18 protein-coding genes are annotated in these 19974 nt (G+C 72.4%); 6 read left to right on the top strand and 12 right to left on the bottom strand.

The window, feature by feature from the left end; genetic code table 11:
• Nucleotides 1–594: 594 nt before the first annotated feature.
• The 6 genes from G127AT_RS10295 to G127AT_RS10320 all read right to left on the bottom strand — a co-directional run bounded on the left by G127AT_RS10295 (nt 595) and on the right by G127AT_RS10320 (nt 6979).
• Complete coding sequence (locus G127AT_RS10295) at nt 595–2031, bottom strand: MFS transporter (protein WP_210896596.1); 1437 nt, start codon at nt 2029–2031, stop codon at nt 595–597.
• Entirely contained in the window at nt 2028–2990 is a 963-nt protein-coding gene (locus G127AT_RS10300) for an NADP-dependent oxidoreductase (RefSeq protein WP_210896598.1), read from the bottom strand. Before G127AT_RS10300 ends, G127AT_RS10295 begins: the two co-directional genes overlap by 4 nt.
• 130 nt (nt 2991–3120) lie before the next feature.
• On the bottom strand, nt 3121–3909 hold the full coding sequence (locus G127AT_RS10305) for an alpha/beta fold hydrolase (protein WP_210896601.1): 789 nt from the start codon (nt 3907–3909) through the stop codon (nt 3121–3123).
• The gene (locus G127AT_RS10310) at nt 3906–4475 is read right to left on the bottom strand and encodes a YqaJ viral recombinase family protein (RefSeq protein WP_244857978.1); all 570 of its coding nucleotides are present in this window, start codon (nt 4473–4475) and stop codon (nt 3906–3908) included. The genes G127AT_RS10305 and G127AT_RS10310 overlap by 4 nt, the downstream gene beginning before the upstream one ends.
• A 168-nt stretch (nt 4476–4643) precedes the next feature.
• Nucleotides 4644–5390 (bottom strand): ABC transporter ATP-binding protein, encoded by a 747-nt coding sequence (locus G127AT_RS10315; protein ID WP_210896603.1) that lies wholly within the window; start codon nt 5388–5390, stop codon nt 4644–4646.
• Nucleotides 5391–5437: 47 nt separating this feature from the next.
• Nucleotides 5438–6979 carry an ABC transporter permease gene (locus G127AT_RS10320; RefSeq protein ID WP_210896605.1) on the bottom strand — a complete coding sequence of 514 codons (1542 nt, stop codon included), beginning with the start codon at nt 6977–6979 and terminating at the stop codon, nt 5438–5440.
• 125 nt (nt 6980–7104) lie between these two features.
• Here G127AT_RS10320 and G127AT_RS10325 point away from each other — a divergent pair, with 125 nt between their 5' ends.
• Nucleotides 7105–7842 (top strand): response regulator transcription factor, encoded by a 738-nt coding sequence (locus G127AT_RS10325; protein ID WP_210896607.1) that lies wholly within the window; start codon nt 7105–7107, stop codon nt 7840–7842.
• The gene (locus G127AT_RS10330; protein ID WP_210896610.1) at nt 7839–9413 is read left to right on the top strand and encodes a sensor histidine kinase; all 1575 of its coding nucleotides are present in this window, start codon (nt 7839–7841) and stop codon (nt 9411–9413) included. The genes G127AT_RS10325 and G127AT_RS10330 overlap by 4 nt, the downstream gene beginning before the upstream one ends.
• 3 nt (nt 9414–9416) lie before the next feature.
• On the opposite strand, the gene G127AT_RS10335 is transcribed toward G127AT_RS10330, so the two are convergent.
• From G127AT_RS10335 to G127AT_RS10345, 3 genes are all read right to left on the bottom strand, one after another.
• Entirely contained in the window at nt 9417–9929 is a 513-nt protein-coding gene (locus tag G127AT_RS10335; RefSeq protein ID WP_210896612.1) for a MarR family winged helix-turn-helix transcriptional regulator, read from the bottom strand.
• Nucleotides 9930–10014: 85 nt separating this feature from the next.
• Nucleotides 10015–10518 (bottom strand): MarR family winged helix-turn-helix transcriptional regulator, encoded by a 504-nt coding sequence (locus G127AT_RS10340; RefSeq protein ID WP_210896613.1) that lies wholly within the window; start codon nt 10516–10518, stop codon nt 10015–10017.
• Nucleotide 10519: 1 nt separating this feature from the next.
• The gene (locus tag G127AT_RS10345) at nt 10520–12232 is read right to left on the bottom strand and encodes an MDR family MFS transporter (protein WP_342344038.1); all 1713 of its coding nucleotides are present in this window, start codon (nt 12230–12232) and stop codon (nt 10520–10522) included.
• A gap of 146 nt (nt 12233–12378) precedes the next feature.
• Between G127AT_RS10345 and G127AT_RS10350 the strand changes: the two genes are divergently transcribed.
• The 4 genes from G127AT_RS10350 to rplL all read left to right on the top strand — a co-directional run bounded on the left by G127AT_RS10350 (nt 12379) and on the right by rplL (nt 15374).
• Nucleotides 12379–13956 carry a sodium-dependent transporter gene (locus tag G127AT_RS10350; RefSeq protein WP_210896615.1) on the top strand — a complete coding sequence of 526 codons (1578 nt, stop codon included), beginning with the start codon at nt 12379–12381 and terminating at the stop codon, nt 13954–13956.
• Nucleotides 13953–14120 carry a methionine/alanine import family NSS transporter small subunit gene (locus G127AT_RS10355; RefSeq protein WP_210896617.1) on the top strand — a complete coding sequence of 56 codons (168 nt, stop codon included), beginning with the start codon at nt 13953–13955 and terminating at the stop codon, nt 14118–14120. The genes G127AT_RS10350 and G127AT_RS10355 overlap by 4 nt, the downstream gene beginning before the upstream one ends.
• 301 nt (nt 14121–14421) lie before the next feature.
• Complete coding sequence (gene rplJ / locus G127AT_RS10360; protein WP_210896619.1) at nt 14422–14937, top strand: 50S ribosomal protein L10; 516 nt, start codon at nt 14422–14424, stop codon at nt 14935–14937.
• Between the two features lie 47 nt (nt 14938–14984).
• The gene (gene rplL / locus G127AT_RS10365; RefSeq protein ID WP_210896621.1) at nt 14985–15374 is read left to right on the top strand and encodes a 50S ribosomal protein L7/L12; all 390 of its coding nucleotides are present in this window, start codon (nt 14985–14987) and stop codon (nt 15372–15374) included.
• 107 nt (nt 15375–15481) lie between these two features.
• Here the strand turns inward: rplL and G127AT_RS10370 are convergent, their stop codons facing one another.
• The 3 genes from G127AT_RS10370 to G127AT_RS10380 form a co-directional block, all read right to left on the bottom strand.
• Nucleotides 15482–16618, bottom strand: a complete 1137-nt coding sequence (locus tag G127AT_RS10370; RefSeq protein WP_210896623.1) for a Gfo/Idh/MocA family protein — start codon at nt 16616–16618, stop codon at nt 15482–15484.
• Nucleotides 16615–18504 (bottom strand): DUF6807 family protein, encoded by a 1890-nt coding sequence (locus G127AT_RS10375; RefSeq protein ID WP_210896625.1) that lies wholly within the window; start codon nt 18502–18504, stop codon nt 16615–16617. Before G127AT_RS10375 ends, G127AT_RS10370 begins: the two co-directional genes overlap by 4 nt.
• Before the next feature lie 93 nt (nt 18505–18597).
• A complete protein-coding gene (locus G127AT_RS10380; RefSeq protein WP_210896627.1) occupies nt 18598–19920 on the bottom strand; it encodes an ABC transporter substrate-binding protein in 1323 nt (440 codons plus the stop codon).
• Between the last annotated feature and the right edge of the window lie 54 nt (nt 19921–19974).

The following is a 19974-nucleotide window of genomic DNA, read 5'->3' on the forward strand; positions in this document are numbered from 1 at the left end:
TCTCGGTCTCGGCGTGCGCGGGCTTCGGGTGTGGATGCCGGGGCGCGCCGCTCAGCGCATCCGGCTCCGATCCGGTTCGCGATGCGAACAGAACTCCGCAATACGAACACCTCCAGTATGCGCGCACCCTCCGCCCTCGGCAACCCCCACCGCATCCGCCGCCCACCGCATCCGCACCGGCATTCGCCCGCGCTTTCTGCGCAATGCAGGAACGCACCCGGCGTGTCGTCCCCGCCCATGCGGGAGAACGCCCCGCGACACGGTTGCACTCCTGCATTGCGCAAGGGCTGCCGCTGTAGATGCAGCCGGCATCCACCGCCCCCGGCATCCGCCCCCGGCATCCGCCCCCGGCATCCGCCGCCCCCAGATGCCGCCCGCTGCACCCGGCCCCGAATTCGCTCCCGCTTTCTGCGCAATGCAGGAACGCACCCGGCGTGTCGTCCCCGCCATGCGGGAGAACGCCCCGCGACACGGTTGCACTCCTGCATTGCGCAGGGAGAGAGGGAGCAGAGCAGAGCAGGGGAGGGGGAGTGCAAGGGCCGAACAGAGAGAGCAGGGCGGAAAGCAGGGGGCGGAGGAGCGCGGAGGGGTGGGTCAGGGGCGGGCGGCACGGATGCCGACCGCGGCGAGGCCGAGGCCGGAGACCAGGAAGATCGCGGCCAGCAGTGCCCAGCCGGCGAATCCCATCGACAGGGCCGTCGCGTTCACGAGCAGCGGCGATGCCAGCGACGCCAGCGAATACCCCATCGAGAACACCCCCTGATAGGCACCAGGGCGTTCCGGGTCGGCGAGCTCGAAGCTCATGCCCCAGCCGCCGGCCTGCGAGAGCACCTCCGCGAAGCCGTGGGCGAGGGCGCCGGCGACGATGCACGCGACCGCCCACCACACCGGACCGTCGGCGGCGATCGCGTAGACGAGGCACGCGACTCCCATGAGCACGGCGGCGATGCCGCTGACTCGCCCCGCGACGCGGAGGTCGTGGGTTCCGCGCGAGAGCGGAACCTGGAAGACGATCACGACGATCGTGTTCAGAATGAGCACGGCCGACACGAGCACCTCGGGCGCCGCCGTGTCGTGGGCGATCCAGAGGGGCACGGCGACCTCGCCGACGCCGAACTGCATGCCGAACACCGCGCTCAGCAGCGTCAGCAGCAGGTAGCGAGGGTCGCGCCAGGGCGAGCGTCCGGGTGTGGATGCCCCGGCCCGCTGCCGTGCCGCGGCGCCCGCCGCCCGGGCGGTGCTCGCGGGGCTCGCGGTGCCCGCCGTGTCGTCGCCGTCGGCCGAGTCCGCGGCATCCACCGCGGCATCCACCCCGTCGTCCCGGGCGCCGGCATCGTCCACCGCGTCCGCACCGTCGCCCGCCGCACCGCCGTCGCCCGCCGCACCGCCGCCGGCCCCCGCGGCCCGCGGCGCATCCACTCGTGCCGGCAGCCGCACGAGCTGCGTGATCCCGGCGAGGAACACGACGCCCGCCCCCGCGAGGGCGATGCGGTACGCCTCGCCGGTGCCGACCGCCAGGGCGATGGCGCCGGCGCCGCTGCCGATCGCGATGGCGAGGTTGGTCACCGTGCGCAGGATCGCGCGCGCGTTCACACGTTCGGGGCCGTCGAAGGCGCGGGCGATGATCGCCATGCGGGCCGAGTTCGATCCCTGGTCGGTGACGCCGAGGAAGACGGCGACGATGAGCGCCGATACGAAGTCGCCGGCGAACACGTAGCCGATCAGGCCGATGCCGCTTGCGGCGGTGAAGCCGATGAGCATACGGCGGGCGCTGAAGCGGTCGGCGGCCTGCCCGGCGAGTACCGAGGTGACGAGGCCTGCGGCGCTCGTCGCGGCGAGGATCAGTGCCACCTCGCCCGCTGTGAGCCCGACGACGAGGGTGAAGTACAGCACCGTGACGGTGAGGAAGACGCCCCGGCCGGTGCGGCTGATCGCGGTCGCGAGCACGAGGACGCGCAGCACGGGGTCGGCGATGGATGCCGAGATCCGCCCGATGAGGTTGCGCGTGCGAGGGGTGGGGGCCCCGCTCACGAGGGTTCGGCGGCGACGCGCAGCACGAGCTTGCCGCGCACATGCCCGGCCTCGAGCAGGCGGTGGGCCTCGGCGCCGTCTTCGAGCGGGAACTCGCGTTCGACGTGCACTCGCAGTTCGCCGTCTTCGATGAGGCGGGTGACGGTCTGCAGGGTGCGGGCGTCGGGGGCGACCGAGTACCCGGTGGCGCGGATGCCGCGGGCGGCGGCCTCCTCGGCCATCGTCGGCCAGCTGCCGGTGGGCACGTTGACGATGATGCCGTCGGTGCCGAGGAGCGAGAGGGAGCGGGTGCCGGTGTCGTCGGCGACGTTGCCGATGAGGTCGATGACGGCGTCCTGCTCGCCGGCGACGTCTTCGAAGCGTTCGCTGCGGTAGTCGATGACGCGTTCGGCGCCGAGCTCGCGCAGGAACTCCGCGTTCCGTGCCGAGCCGGTCGCCGTGACCCGCGCGCCGAAGATGCGGGCGAACTGCACCGCGAAGTGGCCGACCCCGCCGGCCCCGGCGTGGATCAGCATCCGCTGCCCGTCGTGCACCTTGGCCGTTTCGACGACCGCACCCCAGGCGGTCAGGGCGGCCAAGGGCACCGCGGCCGCCTCGCCGAAGCCGAGCCCGGCGGGCATCGGCGCGACGCTCAGGCTGCTGACCGAGACGAGTTCGGCGTAGCTGCCGCCGGTGCGCGGCACACGTGCCATGCCGTAGACCCGGTCGCCGGGCTGCAGCGGATGCGCGGCGTACGGCACGGCCTCGACGACGCCGGCGAAGTCGCCGCCGAGCACGACGGGGTAGTCGCGGATCGCAGCCGAGACCCCGCGCCCGGCGCGCGTCTTCGCGTCGATGGGGTTCACGCCCGCGGCGATGACGCGCACGAGCACCTCGTCGCTCACACGGACGGGGTCGGGCACCTCGCCGATCGTGAGTTCCTCGGGCCCGCCGGTGCGGTCGATCGTCAGTGCGCGCATGATGTCCTCTCGTCCGCTGCCTATGCTGCCACGGACCGCCGACGCCGGGCGCCCGGCGATCCGCGCGTGCGACCCACGCGTGCGCCGAGCTGGTCGGCGACCCGTGCGCCGAACGTGTCGGCGACCGCCCTTACGCCCCCGAGCCGAGCCAGTCGGCGATGCGCTCGCGCATCCACGTCTGCTGGGCGGCGGGGCCGTCGTCGCGGGCGGGGGCGAGGCCGAAGGCGGCGCCGAGGCCGCCGGCCCAGCGTTCGCCGAGCTCGAGGGGGTGCACGGGATCGCGCGGGGCGGCGATGACGAGGCTGCGGATGCCGCGGGCGGCGAGCCCGGCGAGTTCGGCGTCGTCGTCGAAGGCGCGGTTGCGGGGGATCTCGACGAGGCGGATCGCGCGTGCGGCGGCGGCGGGGGCCGCGAACTGGGAGAGGAGTCCCAGCCCGCCGGACGGCGAGACGGCATCCACCGCATGGAACACGCTCGTCTCGCGGAAGCGGTCGACGGCCGCCGGCCCGCCGGTGCGCAGGAACTCGCCGATCACGGGGAAGGGCCGCAGATTCGGCGGCAGGCTCCGGTCGCCGAAGGCGGGGCGGACGAAGACGGCGCGTTCGATCGGCAGCAGCCCGCGCAGGGCGATGCGCAGCGCGATCGCGGCGCCCATCGACAGGCCCATGACGGTCACCGGTTCGCCTCGCGGGCGGCCGGCGGCGTCGGCGGCCTCGAGCGTTTCGAGCACGACCTCGTCGGCGAGCCGGTCGAGTGCGAAGTCGGCCGGATCGCCGATCGCGGTGGATGCCCCGTGCGCCCGCACATCGGGGGAGACCATGAGTTCGTCTTCGCCGAACACGGCGCGCACCGCAGGTGCGAAGAGTTCGAGGCTCTGGCGGCGGTCGGCGCCGAGGCCGTGCAGCAGCAGGGTCGTCACCGGCCGCTCCCGAGGGCCGCCAGCAGCTGCCCGGCGAGGCCGACGAGCACGGCGATCTGGTCGTCGTCGCGGTCGACCCAGCGGCATTCGGGGTCGCCGACGGGCACGAAGTCCTCGTGCCGTTCCCAGACGACGAGGGTGCGTTCGGCGCCGAGCACGTACTGCTGCCACCACACCTGCCGCAGGTAGTTGCGGGGGATGGCCCGCCACGGCTTCGAGGTCGTTTTGATCTCGCAGAGTTCGAGCCGGCCGCCGGCGTCGACGCGGAGGCCGTCGGGTGTGGCGAGGTGGCGGCGTTCTGTTTCGGCGTGGAAGAGCAGCGTGGATCCGGCGATGCCGTGCTCGCGCAGCACCCACTTCGCGATCTCGGGTTCGCGCGCCCGGCCGTGGTCGGTGTAGGCGCTGCCGCCGAAGCGGGTGCCGTGGCGTTTCTCCCAGACGGCCCCGCGGACGGATGCCGGCGAGGCGAGCTTGGCGGCATCCGTCGCCGTGATGCCCTGCGATCTCGCCCGGAGCCAGGCGACGCGGTCGCCCGAGTCGGCGACGATGCGCCGTTCGTGGGGCAGCCGCCGATCGGCTCCGGCGGCCTCGGCCTTCACGCCCGCCTCGCCGTCGAGCTCGAAGAGGGCGAAGGGCGTGTCGGTCACCCTTCGAGGGTACTCGGGCCCGGCGACGCGGGCGCGCGGGCGTGTCGGAGTCGCGGGTGGCGAACGAGGCTCCGCCTCGCCCTCGGCTCACCGCTCGCTGACGCGCCCCGCCTTCAGGTGCAGGCGCCGGTCGGCGCGCCGGGCGACGGCCGAGTCGTGGGTGACGACGACCAGGGTGAGGCCGCGGTCGGCGCGGAGCCGTTCGAGCAGCGCCATGATGTCGTCGCGGGTGTCTTCGTCGAGGGCGCCGGTGGGTTCGTCGGCGAGGAGCACGCCCGGGTCCTTCACGATGGCACGGGCGATGGCGACGCGCTGCTGCTGCCCGCCGGAGAGCTCGGCGGGTCGGTGCGTGACCCGGTCGGCGAGCCCGACCGAGGCGAGCGCGGCGGCGGCCCGCTCGGCCCGGTCGGCGGGCGTCGCGTCGAGCGGAACGAGGGCGGCTTCGACGTTCTCCTGCGCGGTGAGGGTGGGCACGAGGTTGAAGTTCTGGAAGACGAAGCCGATGCGTTCGGCGCGGACGCGCGTGAGCTGCCGGTCGCCGATGCGGGAGAGTTCGACGTCGCCGAGCCGGACGGTGCCCGAGCTCGGCCGGTCGAGTGCGCCGAGCATCTGCAGCAGGGTGGATTTGCCGCCGCCGGTCGGGCCCTGGATCGCCACGTGCTCGCCGGCGCCGATGCGGAGCGTGACGTCGTTCAGCGCGGTCACGGTGCGGCCGTTCTGCGGGTAGCGCTTGGTGACGGCGTCGAGTTCGTAGGCGGTCTGCGGCCGGGGTGCGGATGCCGCGGGCGAGGCCGCGTCGGCGGCGAGGCCTGCGGCGGCGGCGGTGTCGGTCATGGCGTTCTCCGTTGGGGGTGCGGTGGGTGCGGGGGAGGGCTGCGCGGTCACTGGATGCTCCGGAGCGCTGCGGCCGGCCGGAGTCGGGCGGCGCGCCATCCGCCGAAGGCGCCGGCGATGAGCCCGCCGGCGATCGCGATGGCGACGGCGATGGCGATGACCCAGGGGGTGACGGGGGCGCTCAGCACGATCTCGGCGCTCGCCAGGGTGCTGCCGCCGCCCTGCCCGAAGCCGGGCATCCCGCCGGGCATCCCGCCGCCCATCCCGTCCGCCATGCCGCCGTCCGGCATCCCCGCCGGCCCGCCGGCGCTCACGTCCCCGCCGCCGATGGTCGGCCGCACGAGGTTCACGATCCAGATGCCCGCGAGGCCGAGCGCGAGGCCTGCGGCGCCGCCGATGAGGCCCTGCACGAGCGATTCGCCGGCGACCTGGCCGACGATGCGGCCGTTCGACCAGCCGATCGCCTTGAGGGTGCCGAACTCGCGGGTGCGGCGCGAGACCGACTGCAGCGTGAGCAGCACGGCGATGAGGAAGGCGGCGACGAGCACCGCGACCGACAGCCACAGGCCCAGGGAGGAGACGAGCGTCGAGGCCGAGCCGAGCGAGCCCGACACGGTCTCGGCGAGCTCGGACTGGGTGGCGACGTCGAGTTCGGGCAGTGCGGCCTCGATGGCGGCCTGCACCTCGCCGATGGATGCCGCGGAGGCGGCCGACACCGAGACGGTCGAGATCATCGCCTCCTCGCCCGAGACGAGCTGGGCGATGTCGAGGGGGATGTAGGCGTTCGCGGCGGTGTCGGCGTCGGCCGAGGTGCTCGCGACGGTGCCGACGATCTCGAAGTCCGTGCCGCCGATGTCGATCGTGTCGCCGACGGCGAGCTCGGCGCTGGTCGCGTAGCCGGCGTCGAGCACGGCGACCTCGGAGCCGGCGTCCGATGCGTCGAGGCCGCGGCCGTCGGCGAGTTCGACGGCAGAGAGCGGGCCGACGGACTCCTGGGCCGGGTCGAGGCCGATGACCGAGAACGTGTCGACGTCGAAGGCGGATCCGCCCCGGCCGTCGAAGCCGCCGCGCCCGCCCTCGTTCGCCGTTTCGTCGCCGGCCCCGCCGGCGCCCGGCGCGGCGGGCGCCTCGCCCTGCTGCATGGCGGAGAAGTCGGGCAGCTCGCCCGAGAAGCTCGTGTTCTGCAGTTCGAGGATGCCGGCGGCCGCCTGCACTCCGTCGATGCCGGCGACGGTCTCGGCCGCGGCCGCGTCGAAGGTCTGCGAGCCGAAGCCGGCCGTCAGGCGCGAGGTCGACAGGCTCGTCGAGTCGCCGTCGCTCGTGCCGTCGCCGGAGCCGAACTCGAAGCGGCCGGGGCCGCCCTCGCCGCGGCCGCCGTCCGCGGAGGGCTCGGGGGTCGCCGCGGTGACGGTGAGGTCGGTGCCGACGCCGTAGACCGAGGCGAGGGCGGATGCCTGGGCGTCCTTCACCCCGGTGGCGATCGAGTTGACGAGGATGACGAGGGCGACGGCGAGCGCGGTGCCGAGGGCGATGACGATCGTCTGGCGCCGTCGGCCGGCGAGCTCGCGCCGGAGCAGGGTCGGGAACATGGCCGTCACGGTATGCCGCGCGGCTATGGCATCCACGCCGCGGCGCTATGGCGGCGCTATGAAACATGAAGGGCTTCTTCGTGGAATCCATAGGAATTGCAAAGTGGAATCGCAATACTGGAGACATGACTCCTTCCCCCGCTCGCGCACAGGCCATCGAGAAGGCCGACGGAACCCCCGTGCGCGTCCTCGTCGTCGATGACGAGGCATCCCTCACCGACCTGCTCAAGATGGCCCTCCGCTACGAAGGCTGGGAGGTGCGCACCGCCGCCGACGGCCTCGGCGCGGTCCGCGCCGCCCGCGAGTTCCGCCCCGACGCCATCGTGCTGGACATCATGCTGCCCGACATCGACGGACTCGAGGTGCTGCAGCGGGTGCGCTCGGACGGCTCCGAGGTGCCCGTTCTCTTCCTCACCGCCAAGGACTCCCTCGACGACCGCATCGCCGGCCTCACCGCCGGCGGCGACGACTACGTCACGAAACCCTTCAGCCTCGAAGAGGTCGTCGCACGCCTGCGCGGCCTCATCCGCCGCTCGACGCTCATGCTCGCCAAGGAGCACGACCCGCGCATCGTCGTCGGCGACCTCGTGCTCGACGAGGACGCCTACGAGGTCACCCGCGACGGCGACGAGATCGACCTCACCGCGACCGAATTCGAACTGCTCCGCTATCTCATGCGCAACCCCCGCCGCGTGCTCTCGAAGGCGCAGATCCTCGACCGCGTCTGGAACTACGATTTCGGCGGCCGCGAGAGCGTCGTCGAGCTCTACATCTCCTACCTGCGCAAGAAGATCGACGCCGGCCGCACGCCCATGATCCACACGGTCCGCGGGGCCGGATACGTGCTGAAAGCCGCCGGATGACGAAACCGGGCGAGCCGGGCCACGCCGCCGCCGCGCGGGCGGCGCGCGAGGCGGCGGTGCGCGAGGGCGACGCGGCGGCGGTGGATGCCGGCTCGCGCGCCCCCTGGACGCTCCGCCGACGCCTGCTCGTCCTCATCGCCGCCCTGCTGATCGCCGTGAGCGCGGCGATCGGCGTCGTCGGCGTGCTGCTCTTCCACGCCTCATCCGTCGGCCGGCTCGACGCGAGCCTCGGGGCCGCATCCGACCGGGCCACGGCCGTCGCCCCCTCGGGGGCGCCGGCCGACCCGCTGCAGACCGTGCGCCAGTTCCTCGGCGTGCCCGGCCAGCCCAACGGTACGCTCGCCGGCCTCCGCTACGACGGGCGGACCGTCGCCGCCGTCATCGACAACGGCGTCATCGTCGATCTCGGCACCGAATCGCGGGCCGCCCTCGCCGCGCTCGCCGACGTCGCCGCCGACCGGCGGCCGCACACGATCACGGCGCGCGGCTACGGCGAATACCGGGCGCTGGCCGTGCAGACCGACCCCGGTGTCACCGTCATCCTCGCGCTGCCCCTGGCCGATGTCGCCGCCCAGACCAGGCAGCTGGCGGTCACGGTCGCCGTGGTCGCCCTCGGCGGGGTCGTCGTCGCGCTCGTGGCCGGTTCGCTCATCGTACGGCGTGCGCTCGAACCGCTCGAGCGGGTCACCGCCACCGCGCAGGCGGTCTCGGAACTGCCGCTCGACCGCGGCGACGTCGACCTCGACGAACGGGTGCCGACGGGCGATCCGCGCACCGAGGTCGGCCGCCTCGGCACCGCGTTCAACCGCATGCTCGGGCACGTCTCGACGGCGCTGAACGCGCGCGAACGCAGCGAACGCCAGGTGCGCCGCTTCGTGGCCGACGCGAGCCACGAACTGCGCACACCCCTCGCGTCCATCCGCGGCTACTCGGAGCTCATGCGCCTGCACGGCGGCGAACTGCCGGAGGACGTCCGCCGCGCCCTCGGCCGCATCGAGTCGGAGTCGGTGCGCATGACGACCCTCGTCGAAGAGCTGCTGCTGCTCGCCAGGCTCGACGAGGGCCGTGAGCTCGAACGCCGGCCGGTGGATCTCGGCGCCCTCGTGGCCGACGCCGTCGGCGACGCGCAGGTCTCCGGCCCCGACCACGACTGGTCGTTGGAGGCGCCGGAGGAGGGCGTGCACGTCTCGGGCGACGACGGGAGGCTGCGGCAGCTCGTGGCGAACCTGCTCGCGAACGCCCGCCTGCATACGCCCGAGGGCACCCGGGTGCGCGTCTCGGTGACGGCGGATGCGGGCGAGGCGCGCCTCGTCGTCGCGGACGACGGCCCCGGCATCCCGGCCGAACTCCGCGACACCCTCTTCGAGCGTTTCGCCCGCGGCGACTCCTCGCGCTCGCGCCGGGCCGGCAGCACCGGCCTCGGGCTCTCGATCGTGCGCGCGGTCGCCGAGGGGCACGGCGGCCGGGTGGAGGTCGACAGCGAACCGGGCTCCACGGTGTTCACGGTGGTGCTGCCGCTGGGCGAGGCGGGCGACGGCCGGGATGCCGGTGACGCCCCGGCCGGCGCGTAGCGGCTATCGCCCGAGGCGGCCGAGCAGCTCGCTGAACCGGGCCAGATCCTCCTCAGACCAGTCGCGCAGGCGGTCGCCCATGTTCGACTGGTACTTCGCCCGCGCCCGGGTGATGCGTTCGCGGGCGAGCGGGGTCGCCGCGAGGATGCGGGCGCGCCGGTCGGCCGGGTCGGGCACGCTCTCGACGAGGCCGAGCTCTTCGAGGCGGCGCACCTGACGGCTCACGGTCGACTTGTCGGTCTGCAGGCGCTCCATGATCGCCCCGGCCGTGGTCGCCCGGCCGCTCTCGATCGAGGTCAGCACCTGGTAGCCGAAGGGCTGCAGTTCGGGGTGCACGGTCGAGGACGCTTCGCGCCAACCGCTGCGGATGCGTGCGAACAGCGCACCGAGCTCCTGCTCGACGCGGCGGACGGCCGTCTCGAGATCGTCCGGAGTGTCGCCGGCGAGGGGGCCGGCGGTTTCGGCGGGGCGTTGGGCGTCGGCGGGCGGTTCGCCCGGCGCGGCGTCGACGGTCATGCCCGCAAGTGTACGACGGTCGCCGGATGCCGGTGCGGGCGCGCGGCGCGGGATGCCGGGCGTACCGCGCTCGGCCGGCATCCGCTCAGCTCTCGGCCATGCGGCGGAAGACCTTCGCGGCCGCCGCGAGCTCTTCGGGCCGGAGCTCGCCGAGCACCTCGTGGAAGCGCGCGCGGTTGCGTTCGTGCGCGCGGGCGATGCAGGCGCTCGCCGTGGGGGTGGCCGTGAGGATGCGCTGACGGCCGTCGTGCTCGTCGGCGCGCGAGACGATGAGGCCGAGCTCCTCGAGCATCCGCACCTGACGGCTGACGACGGACTTGTCCATCTCGAAGACCTCTGCGAGCTGGTGCGCGTTCGCCTCGCCGGCCCGGGCGATGTAGGAGAGCAGCTTGTAGCCGGCCGGCTGCAGTTCGGGTGCGATCTCGGCCGCCGACTCCTTCCAGCGCAGCCGTGCCCGGTTGAAGGCGAGGTTCATGCCGAGTTCGACTTCGACGATCGCCGCCTCGATCTCTTCGGCCGGCAGGGCGGAGACGTCGCCGCTTCCGCCGAGGGCGGTGCCCTCGACGGAAGCGCGCGCCGCGGTGGTCATCTCAGCGGGTCCGCTCCTCGTCGTCCGGCCGCTCGAGCACGGCGACCGATCCGGTCGCCGGCGATCCGTCCGATCCGCCGGCGTGGACGGTGGCGATCGAGCCGGTCGCCGACGCGCCGATCTCGGCCTCGGCGACCTCGATGGCCGACGCCTCGGCCTGCTCGCGCAGCTCCTCGGCGGCGTTCTTCGTCGACAGCGGCTTGTTCTTGATGAAGAGGATCGCCACGAGGCTCAGCACCGCCAGCGGGATGGCGAGCAGGAACACGTCGCCGATCCCGTGCCCGTAGGCGCTCTCGACGATCACGCGGATGCGTTCGGGCAGCGCGCTGACCGTGGGCACGGCGCCCGAGGAGAGGCCCTTCAGCGCCTCGATCTCCTCCGGCGACTTCGGCACGAAGCCGTCGAAGCCGTTCGTGATGTGCTCGGTGACCTGGCTGGCCAGCGCCGAGCCCATGATCGTCACGCCGACCGTGCCCATGACGGTGCGGAAGAAGTTCACGTTCGAGCTGGCGACGCCCAGGTGCTTGGCCGGGGTGTCGTTCTGGACGATGAGCGTGAGGTTCTGCATGACCATGCCGAGGCCGGCGCCGAGGACGACCATGTAGATCGCGACGAACACGTAGGGGGTGTCGTGCCGCATGGTCGACATGAGGCTGACGCCGGCGATCGCGAGCACGCTGCCGAAGATCATCCACCCCTTCCACTTGCCGAAGCGGCTGATGACCTGGCCGATGACGATCGAGGCGCCCATCTGCCCGACGATCATCGGGATCTGGAGGAGCCCCGACTCGGTGGGCGTGGCGCCGCGGGCGAGCTGGAAGTACTGGGCGAGGTAGATCGCGGTGGCGAACATCGCCACGCCGATGCCGATGGAGGCGACGACCGAGAGCGTGAAGGTGCGGTTCGCGAAGAGCGACATCGGCACGATGGGCTCCTTCACGAAGAACTCGGTCACCACGAAGGCGATGATGCCGGCGCCGGCGACGGCGGCGAGGGCGTAGCTCGTCGTCGAGTCCCAGTCGAACTGGTTGCCGCCGAGCGAGACCCAGATGAGCAGGGTCGAGATGCCGACGACGAGGAACACGATGCCGAGGTAGTCGATCCGGACCTTGCCGTTCGGGTTCGGCAGGTGCAGGGTGATCTGGATCAGGATGAGGGCCGCGATGGCGAAGGGGACGCCGACGAAGAAGTTGGCCCGCCAGCCGAGCCAGTCGGTGATGACGCCGCCGAGGAGGGGGCCGCCGATGGTGGCCAGGGCCATGATGCCGCCGACGAAGCCCATGTACTTGCCGCGTTCGCGCGGCGAGATGATGAGGGCGATGGCGATCATGACGAGCGACATGAGGCCGCCGGCGCCGATGCCCTGCACGACGCGCATGGAGATGAGCCACTCGATGTTCTGCGAGAGGCCGGCGATGACGGTGCCGACGGCGAAGAGCGAGAGGGCGACCTGCAAGAGGATCTTGCGGTTGACGAGGTCGGCGAGCTTGCCCCAGATCGGGGTGGTGACGCCGGTGGCCAGGAGGTTGGCCGTGACGACCCAGGTGTAGGCGGTCTGGTCGCCGCCGAGGTCGCCGACGATGATCGGCATGGAGGTGGAGACGACGGTGCCGGAGATGACGGCGACGAACATGCCCATGACGAGGCCGGAGATCGCGGTGAGGACCTCGCGGTGCGAGCGTTTCGTCTCGGCTTCAGGTGGAGTGACAGTCAAGTGTGGAGAACCCCTCAGAAAAAAGTTGACGAAGATCAACGATACCTGATCGTTGAGAGATGTCAACTATGGACGTCGGTCAACTATTCCCGACCCGCGTCCGGGGGTATTTGACCTCGCCCGGCCGAGCGGGGAGGCTGGATCGGATGAGCAGTGCGTCCACGTCCCAGCCGCCGAGGGAGCAGTTCACCGGCCAGCTCGGATTCATCCTGTCGGCGATCGGCTCGGCCGTCGGCCTCGGCAACATCTGGCGCTTCCCCGGCGTCGCCTACGAGAACGGCGGCGGCGCCTTCCTGCTGCCGTACATCATCGCGCTGCTGACCGCCGGCATCCCGATCCTCTTCCTCGACTACGCGATCGGCCACCGCTTCCGCGGCGGACCGCCCATGGCCCTCCGCCGCATCCGCCGCTGGCTCGAGGGCCTCGGCTGGTTCCAGGTGATGATCTGCCTGGTCATCGCGATCTACTACGCGGTCATCATCGGCTGGGCGCTGAGCTTCTTCGTCTACTCCTTCGACCTGCGCTGGGGCGCCGACACGGCCGCCTTCTTCACGGGGGAGTACCTGCGCCTGTCCGACACCGCCGCCGGCGAGCCGTGGTTCACGCTCGACTTCGTGCCGGCCGTGCTCATCCCGCTCGCGATCGTCTGGATCGCCACGATCGCCGTCCTCGCCGCCGGCGTCGCCAAGGGCATCGAGAAGGCGAACATCGTCTTCCTGCCGATCCTCGTCATCGCCTTCGGCATCCTCGTCGTCCGCTCCCTCTTCCTCGACGGCGCCGTCGACGGGCTGAACGCGCTCTTCACGCCCGACTGGGGCGCCCTCGGCGACCCGAACGTGTGGATCGCCGCCTACTCGCAGATCTTCTTCTCGCTTTCGGTGGCCTTCGGCATCATGATCACCTACTCCTCCTACCGGGCGCGGCGGGCGAACCTCACCTCGCCCGGCCTCGTCGTGGCGTTCTCGAACTCCGGCTTCGAACTGCTGGCCGGCATCGGCGTGTTCTCCGCCCTCGGCTTCCTCGCCCACGAGCAGGGCGTCGGCGTCGCCGAGCTCGAGGGCATCACCGGGCCGATCCTGTCGTTCGTGACCTTCCCGGCGGTCGTCTCGCAGATGCCGGCCGGCCAGATCTTCGGCGCGCTCTTCTTCCTCTCGCTCGCCGTGGCCGGCTTCACCTCGCTCATCTCGATCCTGCAGGTGGTGATGGCCTCCTTCCAGGAGAAGTTCGGCCTCACGCGCCTCCAGGCCGTGTTCTGGATCGGCGGAGTCGCCGCGGTGCTCTCGATCGCCGGCTTCGCGACGACGACGGGCCTCATCGCCCTCGACACGATCGACAACTGGGCGAACAACATCGGCATCGTCGCCTCGGCGGTGGTCATGACGATCCTGCTCGTCTGGGTGCTGCGGAAGGGCCCCGAGCTGCGCGCCCACCTGAACGCCGTCTCGACGTTCCAGGTCGGCCGCTGGTGGTACGTGTGCGTCGGCGTCGTCGTGCCGGCGATCCTCGGCTACATGCTCGTCTCGCGGGTGGTGGATCTCATCGTGAACGGCTATGAGGGATACGACGCGGGATACCTGCTCATCGCCGGATGGGGCACGATCGTCGTGCTGCTCGCCGGGGCGCTCCTGCTCTCGGCCATGCGCTGGCGGCGGGATCCGGATCGCTTCACCGCATGGCCGCCGTACCCGCCGGCCGTGCCGGAGGGGAAGGAGGCGACGCGATGAACGCTGCGGCCATCGCCCTCATGGTGTTCGCGCTCCTCGTCGTGTGGGGCGGCATGATCGCGAGCATGATCGCGCTCGGCCGCCGCCCCGGACGGAAAGACTACCCGCCCGGCGGCACCGACGACCACCGCGAGGACGACGCCATCCCCGAACGCGACACTTGAGCCGGGGCATGTGCCGGGTGCGGATGCCGGGCTGCCGCCGATTTGGCGGTGCGCCCGGTATGTCGTAAGCTGATCCGAGCCGAAGACCGCCGGTCGTTCGTGCGCGCGCAAGCCCCGCTTGTTCGCCGCGACCGAAGTCTCGTGAGGAACGAGAGGCCTGCGCAGGTGTGACGAAGACTTCCCGGGAGACCGGGCCGAAGCTCCGCGCAACTGCGTCGGAGCTTTTTTTGATGTCACGGGCCCGTCGTGTCGAGGCCGTGCACCGCCGCTGCGGTGCACGTGGAAGATACAAGGAGTGGCCATGGCGAACAAGGAAGCCTCGGTTGCCGAACTCACGACGCTGTTCGAGAGCTCGACCGCCGTTCTGCTGACCGAATACCGCGGCCTCACTGTTGCCCAGCTCAAGGAGCTGCGCAAGTCCATCAGTGGGGACGCGAGCTACGCCGTGGTGAAGAACACGCTGACCAAGATCGCGGCCAACAAGGCCGGGATCACCGCGTTCGACGACGACCTCAAGGGCCCGTCGGCGATCGCGTTCGTGCACGGCGACCCCGTCGCCGTCGCGAAGGGCCTGCGCGACTTCGCCAAGGCGAACCCTCTCCTCGTGGTCAAGGGCGGCTTCTTCGACGGCAAGCCCCTGACCGCTGAAGAGGTAGGCAAGCTCGCCGACCTCGAGTCCCGCGAAGTGCTCCTGGCGAAGCTCGCCGGCGCCTTCAAGGCCTCGCTGTTCGGAGCCGCATATCTGTTCAACGCACCGCTCTCGAAGGCCGTCCGCACGGTCGACGCGCTGCGTGAGAAGCAGGAGTCCGCGGCGTAGGCGAGAGCCCGCACGCGGTGAGTACCCAGAAACAAGGAGAAGACATTATGGCAAAGCTGTCCACTGAGGAGCTGCTCGAGCAGTTCAAGGGCCTGACCCTCATCGAGCTCTCGGAGTTCGTCAAGGCGTTCGAGGAGACCTTCGAGGTCACCGCCGCCGCCCCCGTCGCGGTTGCCGCCGCGGGTGCCCCGGCCGCCGGCGGCGACGCCCCGGCCGAGGAGGAGAAGGACTCGTTCGACGTCATCCTCGAGGCCGCCGGCGACAAGAAGATCCAGGTCATCAAGGTCGTCCGCGAGCTCACCTCGCTCGGCCTCGGCGAGGCCAAGGCCGTCGTCGACGGTGCTCCCAAGGCCGTCATCGAAGGCGCCAACAAGGAGACCGCCGACAAGGCGAAGGAAGCCCTCGAGGGCGCCGGCGCCACCGTCACCCTCAAGTGATCCGGCGCCCGCGTTCCGCGGGCATCGGTGTGAGGGGCGGCAGCCTCCAGCAACGCACGAACGGGCGTCGCATCTTCGGATGCGGCGCCCGTTCGCCGCACCCGGGGCTACCTCGGCTCGGCCACGGCCCACGGAGCCCCGAGCTCGGCGAAGGTGCGGCCCTCGGCGACGGCGCGGCGGCTCCAGTGCTCGATGCCGTCGACGACGAGATGGGGGCCGTCGGGCGAGTCGATGCGCCTGGCGTACGGGGCCGCGATCGGGCGCGGATCCGTCCCCGTCCGCACGGCCTCGAGCACGCGCATGAACGCGCCCGCATCCTCGAGCGGGGCGACGAGCGCCGCACCGTTCGACACATGGTCGACGAGGTTGTCGAGCAGCCCCGTACGCGGGTGCACGCTCGTCACGGGCGCGGTACCGGGGCCATCGAACTGCACCGTGTCCAGCGTGTACCAGAGCACGATGCGCCCGGCCTCGCCGTGCACGACGATGTACGGCTCGCTGCGGCGAGGGGCGGTGAGGCTGAGCGCGGCAGTGAGCGGTGCGCGGCCGGCCAGCCCGACGACGAGGGACGAGGTGTCGTCGGCCTCGATCGCATTGGCCCGGTACAGGTCGAGCCGCACTCCGGAGACGTCGTCGACGGTGCGCGCGCCCGCGATCGCGAAGGCGGTGGCGATCGCGTGCGCGAGCGGGTTCGTCACGGCGCCGTCCACGACCGGCACCCCGCCGAGGCTCCGGCGCCCCGCCCAGGCCGAGCGGGCCCAGTACGCCTCCGTGCGAAGCCAGGTGCCGAGCGCCCCGTAGCGCGTGACGGTGCCGATCGCCCCGCCGGCGATGAGCTCGCGGACGGCGCCGATCGCCTGCGAACCGAGGCTCTGGAACCCGGTCTGCACCGAACGCCCGGCGGCTTCGGCGGCGGCGGTGAGCCGTTCGAAATCGGCGAGGGTCGCCGTCGGCGGTTTCTCGAGCAGCACGTGCCGGCCGCGGGCGAGGGCGGTGAGCGCGAGCGGCAGATGGGTGTGGATCGGCGTGGAGAGCACCACGATGTCGAGCTCGGCGCGCTCGATCATCTCGGCGGCGTCCGCGAAGCGTGCCGCGCCCGGTACGGGGGTCGCACCCGCCAGCGGGTCGGCGACCGCCGCGAGCCGGGCGCGCCCGGCCGATTCGAGGGAGCGGGCGGCACGCACATGGTTCGCGCCGTGCCCGTGGATGCCGGCGACGCCGATGCGGGGGAGTCCGGCGCTCATGCGGCCGGCTCCCAGGAGGCGGCGCGCCGCGCGGCCAGTTCGGCGGCGAGCCCGGCCAGCCGCTCCGGGTCGGTGACGGCCTCGTCGAGCATCAGGGCGTCGAGGCCGAGCTCGACCGAGCCGCCTGCCGGCACCCGCACCGTCTCGTCCCAGGCGAGCGCCGGGCCCACGCCGAGATACTCGGCGACGCGCACGAACCAGGGGCGCGGCACGCCCGGCTGGGCGAGCAGCACGCTCGCTCCGCGCGCGGCATCCACCACCGCAAGCCATGGCGAGCGGGAACCGTGCGCGACGGCCTCGCCGGTGCCGTCGGCGGTCACGACGAGCGCCGCATCCACCGCGGGGAAGCGCCAGAACACGCCCCCGTACCCGGCGCCGGGCCGGCCGTTCGTCGCCGGCGAGCCGAACGTCAGCGGGCCGTGGGCCGCCGTCAGGCGGCTGCGCCAGCCGAGCATCCAACCCGGCCCGCCTGGGCCCTGCCAAGCGCGGCCGCGCACCGTGCGCCGCTCGTCGACGAGCGGTGCGCCGCCGGCATCCACCCACGTCAGCCGTTCGGAGAGCCCGTCGCCGTCGAGCTCGAGGCCGTCGCGCCGTTGCCGGCCGTGGTTGTCGAGCATGACCGAACCGGTGCCGGCCACGAAGCTGCGCCCGCCCCAGGTCGAGGTGCCGTTCACGTCGGCGATCGCGAGCCCGAGCCCGAAATGATGCGGATGGTCGCCCGGTGCGATCGCCGTGAGCGGAGTGCCCGCCGACGTGGTGATCGGGTGCAGGTAGGGCCGCGGCGAGGACTCGTCGGGCACCGCGGCGCCGTCCGCGTAGCGGGCGAGCGTGCGCCCGCCGATGCGGAGGGCCGGATGCCGGGGCGCGATCCACCCGTCGCCGGCCGGTGCCGGGCCCGTGCTCGCACGCGCCCGCAGCACCGTGCGGAGCGAGAGGGGATGCGCCGCCGGCTCCCCGGCGATCGCGTCGCGCAGCCGCCGCCATGCCAGCACGCCGAGTTCGACGTGCGGAACCGACACCGTCGTGAGCGACGGTGCGGCGAAGCGGGCGAGCGGGATGTCGTCGAAGCCGGCCACCGAGAGTTCGCCGGGCACGTCGATGCCGAGCTCCCGCAGGCGTGCGATGAGGCCGAGGGCGACGAGGTCGTTGAAGCAGGCGACGGCCGTCGCGCCCGAGGCGAGCACCGCCTCGGCGGCGCGGAAGCCGTCTTCCAGCTGCGAGCCGGCGTCGACCTCGTGCACGTGGGCGCCCGGATGCGCCGCGGTCAGCGCCGCGAAGCCCCGGCGGCGGAGGCCGTCGGCGTGCGCATGCGGGGGGCCGGCGAGGAAGACGATGCGGCGGTGCCCGAGCCCCAGCAGGTGCTCGCCGAGCGTGCGGGCCGCGTGCTCGAAGTCGACGGAGAGCTCGGCGGCCGGATCGGCTGCGACGGGACGGTTCACGACGACCGCGGGACGGGTGCGGGCGATGAGCGCATCGAGGCGTTCGGCTGGCATGCGCGGTGAGACGATGACGAGGGCGTCGCAGCGGAACCTCGCCTCGGTCGCGACGGCCTCTTCGTCCTCGACGCGTTCGGCGGTGTCGGCGACGAGCACGCGGGTGCCGTCGCGTGCGGCCTCGCGGCTGAGCCCGCCGAGCACGCCCTGGAACACGGGGTTCTCGAGGTCGGGCACCACGAGGGCGACGGTGTTGCTGCGGCCGCGTGCGAGGCTGCGGGCGGTCTGACTCGGAGCGTAGCCGAGCTCGTCGATCGCGGCGCGCACGCGTGCGGCGATCGCGGGATCGACCCGCTGATTGCGGTTCAGCACGCGTGAGACGGATGCCTGCGAGACGCCGGCTCGGGCGGCGACCTGCGCGATGGTGACGTGTCGCCGGGTGGCGTCTGGCACGGATCCTCCGGGGGTGGTGGATGTCGGGGGTGGATGCGGCGGCGCGCCGCCGGCGCCCGGTCGCCTCGGGCACCGGCGGCGCGCCGCCTCGGGTCAGAACGCGGCGTCGTCGAGGGCCTGCTGCAGCTCGGCGATGAAGCTCTTCGCCGCATCCTCGGGGCTCAGCTCGCCGAAGAGCACCTTCTGGGTGTGCTGCTCGACGATGGTCTCGATCTCGCCGCCGCCCGGCGGCGTCGCCGGCGGGGCGTCGCCGATCTCGGGGGCGAGGTCGTCGAGGTAGGCGACGACGGACTGGTTGGCCTCGTCGAGCTTCGGCGTCAGGTAGGCGCGGATGGTCTCGTTGGCCGGCACGCCGCGCTCGGCGAGCAGGATGTCGGCGGCCTCCTCGCTGTTGCCGAGGAAGTCGAGGAACGCCGCCACCTCGGCGGGGTGCTCGGTCTTGGCCGAGGCCGACCAGAACATCGACGGCTTGTAGTACTGCCAGCCGTCTTCGGCGCCCTCGATCGCGGGCACGTGCAGGGCGACGAGGTTCTGCCCGCTCGCTTCGCGGAGAGCCTGGACCTGGTTCGACCACCAGGGCCCGAATGCCGACTCGTTGGTCGCCGTGAACGACTCGGCCAGCCCGCCGGCCTCGCGTTCGACCGTCGCAGCCGGGTCGGGCATCGCGCCCGATTCCGTCGACTCGAGCAGGAACCGCCACCAGCCGGCCAGGTCGTCCTCGGTGGCGGCGACCTTGCCGTCGGTCGAGTAGAGCGAGCCGCCGTGCTGGCGCAGCCAGTTGTTGAGGCCTCCGTCTTCGAAGCCCCAGGACTGGGTGCCGACGACGGTGCCGCCGGAGGCCTTCGAGATCTGCTCGGAGGCCGCGCGCAGGTCGTCCCAGGTCCAGCTCGCGTCGTCGGGCGCTTCGACGCCGTACTGCTCGAGCAGGTCGAGGTTCGCCATGATCGTGTACGAGTTGATGCCGACGGGCACGCCGTAGAGGGCGCCGTCGAGCATGCCGGTGCCGAGGACGGCCTCGGGGATGTCGTCGGTCGGCAGGGCTTCGGCCAGGGTGGTGAGATCCATGAGCACGCCGTTGGAGGCGTAGGTGGTCAGCTGCTTCTCATCCATCTGGATGATGTCGGGGATGTCGCCGGCGGCCACCGAGGTCGAGAGCTTGTCCCAATAGCCCGACCAGTCCGTGTACTGAGGCTCGATGGTGATGTTCGGGTGCTCCTTCTCGAAGGCGGCGATGACCTCCTCCGTCATGGCGTGGCGGGTGTCGTTGCCCCACCAGGTGAACGAGAGCGTCACCTCCTCGTCGCCGAGTTCGAGCGACTGCTCGCCGGCGCCGTTGCCGGCGCAGGCCGTGAGGGCGAGGGCTGCCGCCCCGACGCCGGCGACGATGCCGAGCCGGCGCCTGCTGTTGCTTCGCATGTGCGTTCCTTCCTGGTGCTGTCGTGGTGCGAAGGGGTGGTGCCGACCGGCGGC

Origin of the sequence: Agromyces archimandritae (genome assembly GCF_018024495.1) — a bacterium.
GTDB classification, from domain to species: Bacteria; Actinomycetota; Actinomycetes; order Actinomycetales; family Microbacteriaceae; genus Agromyces; species Agromyces archimandritae.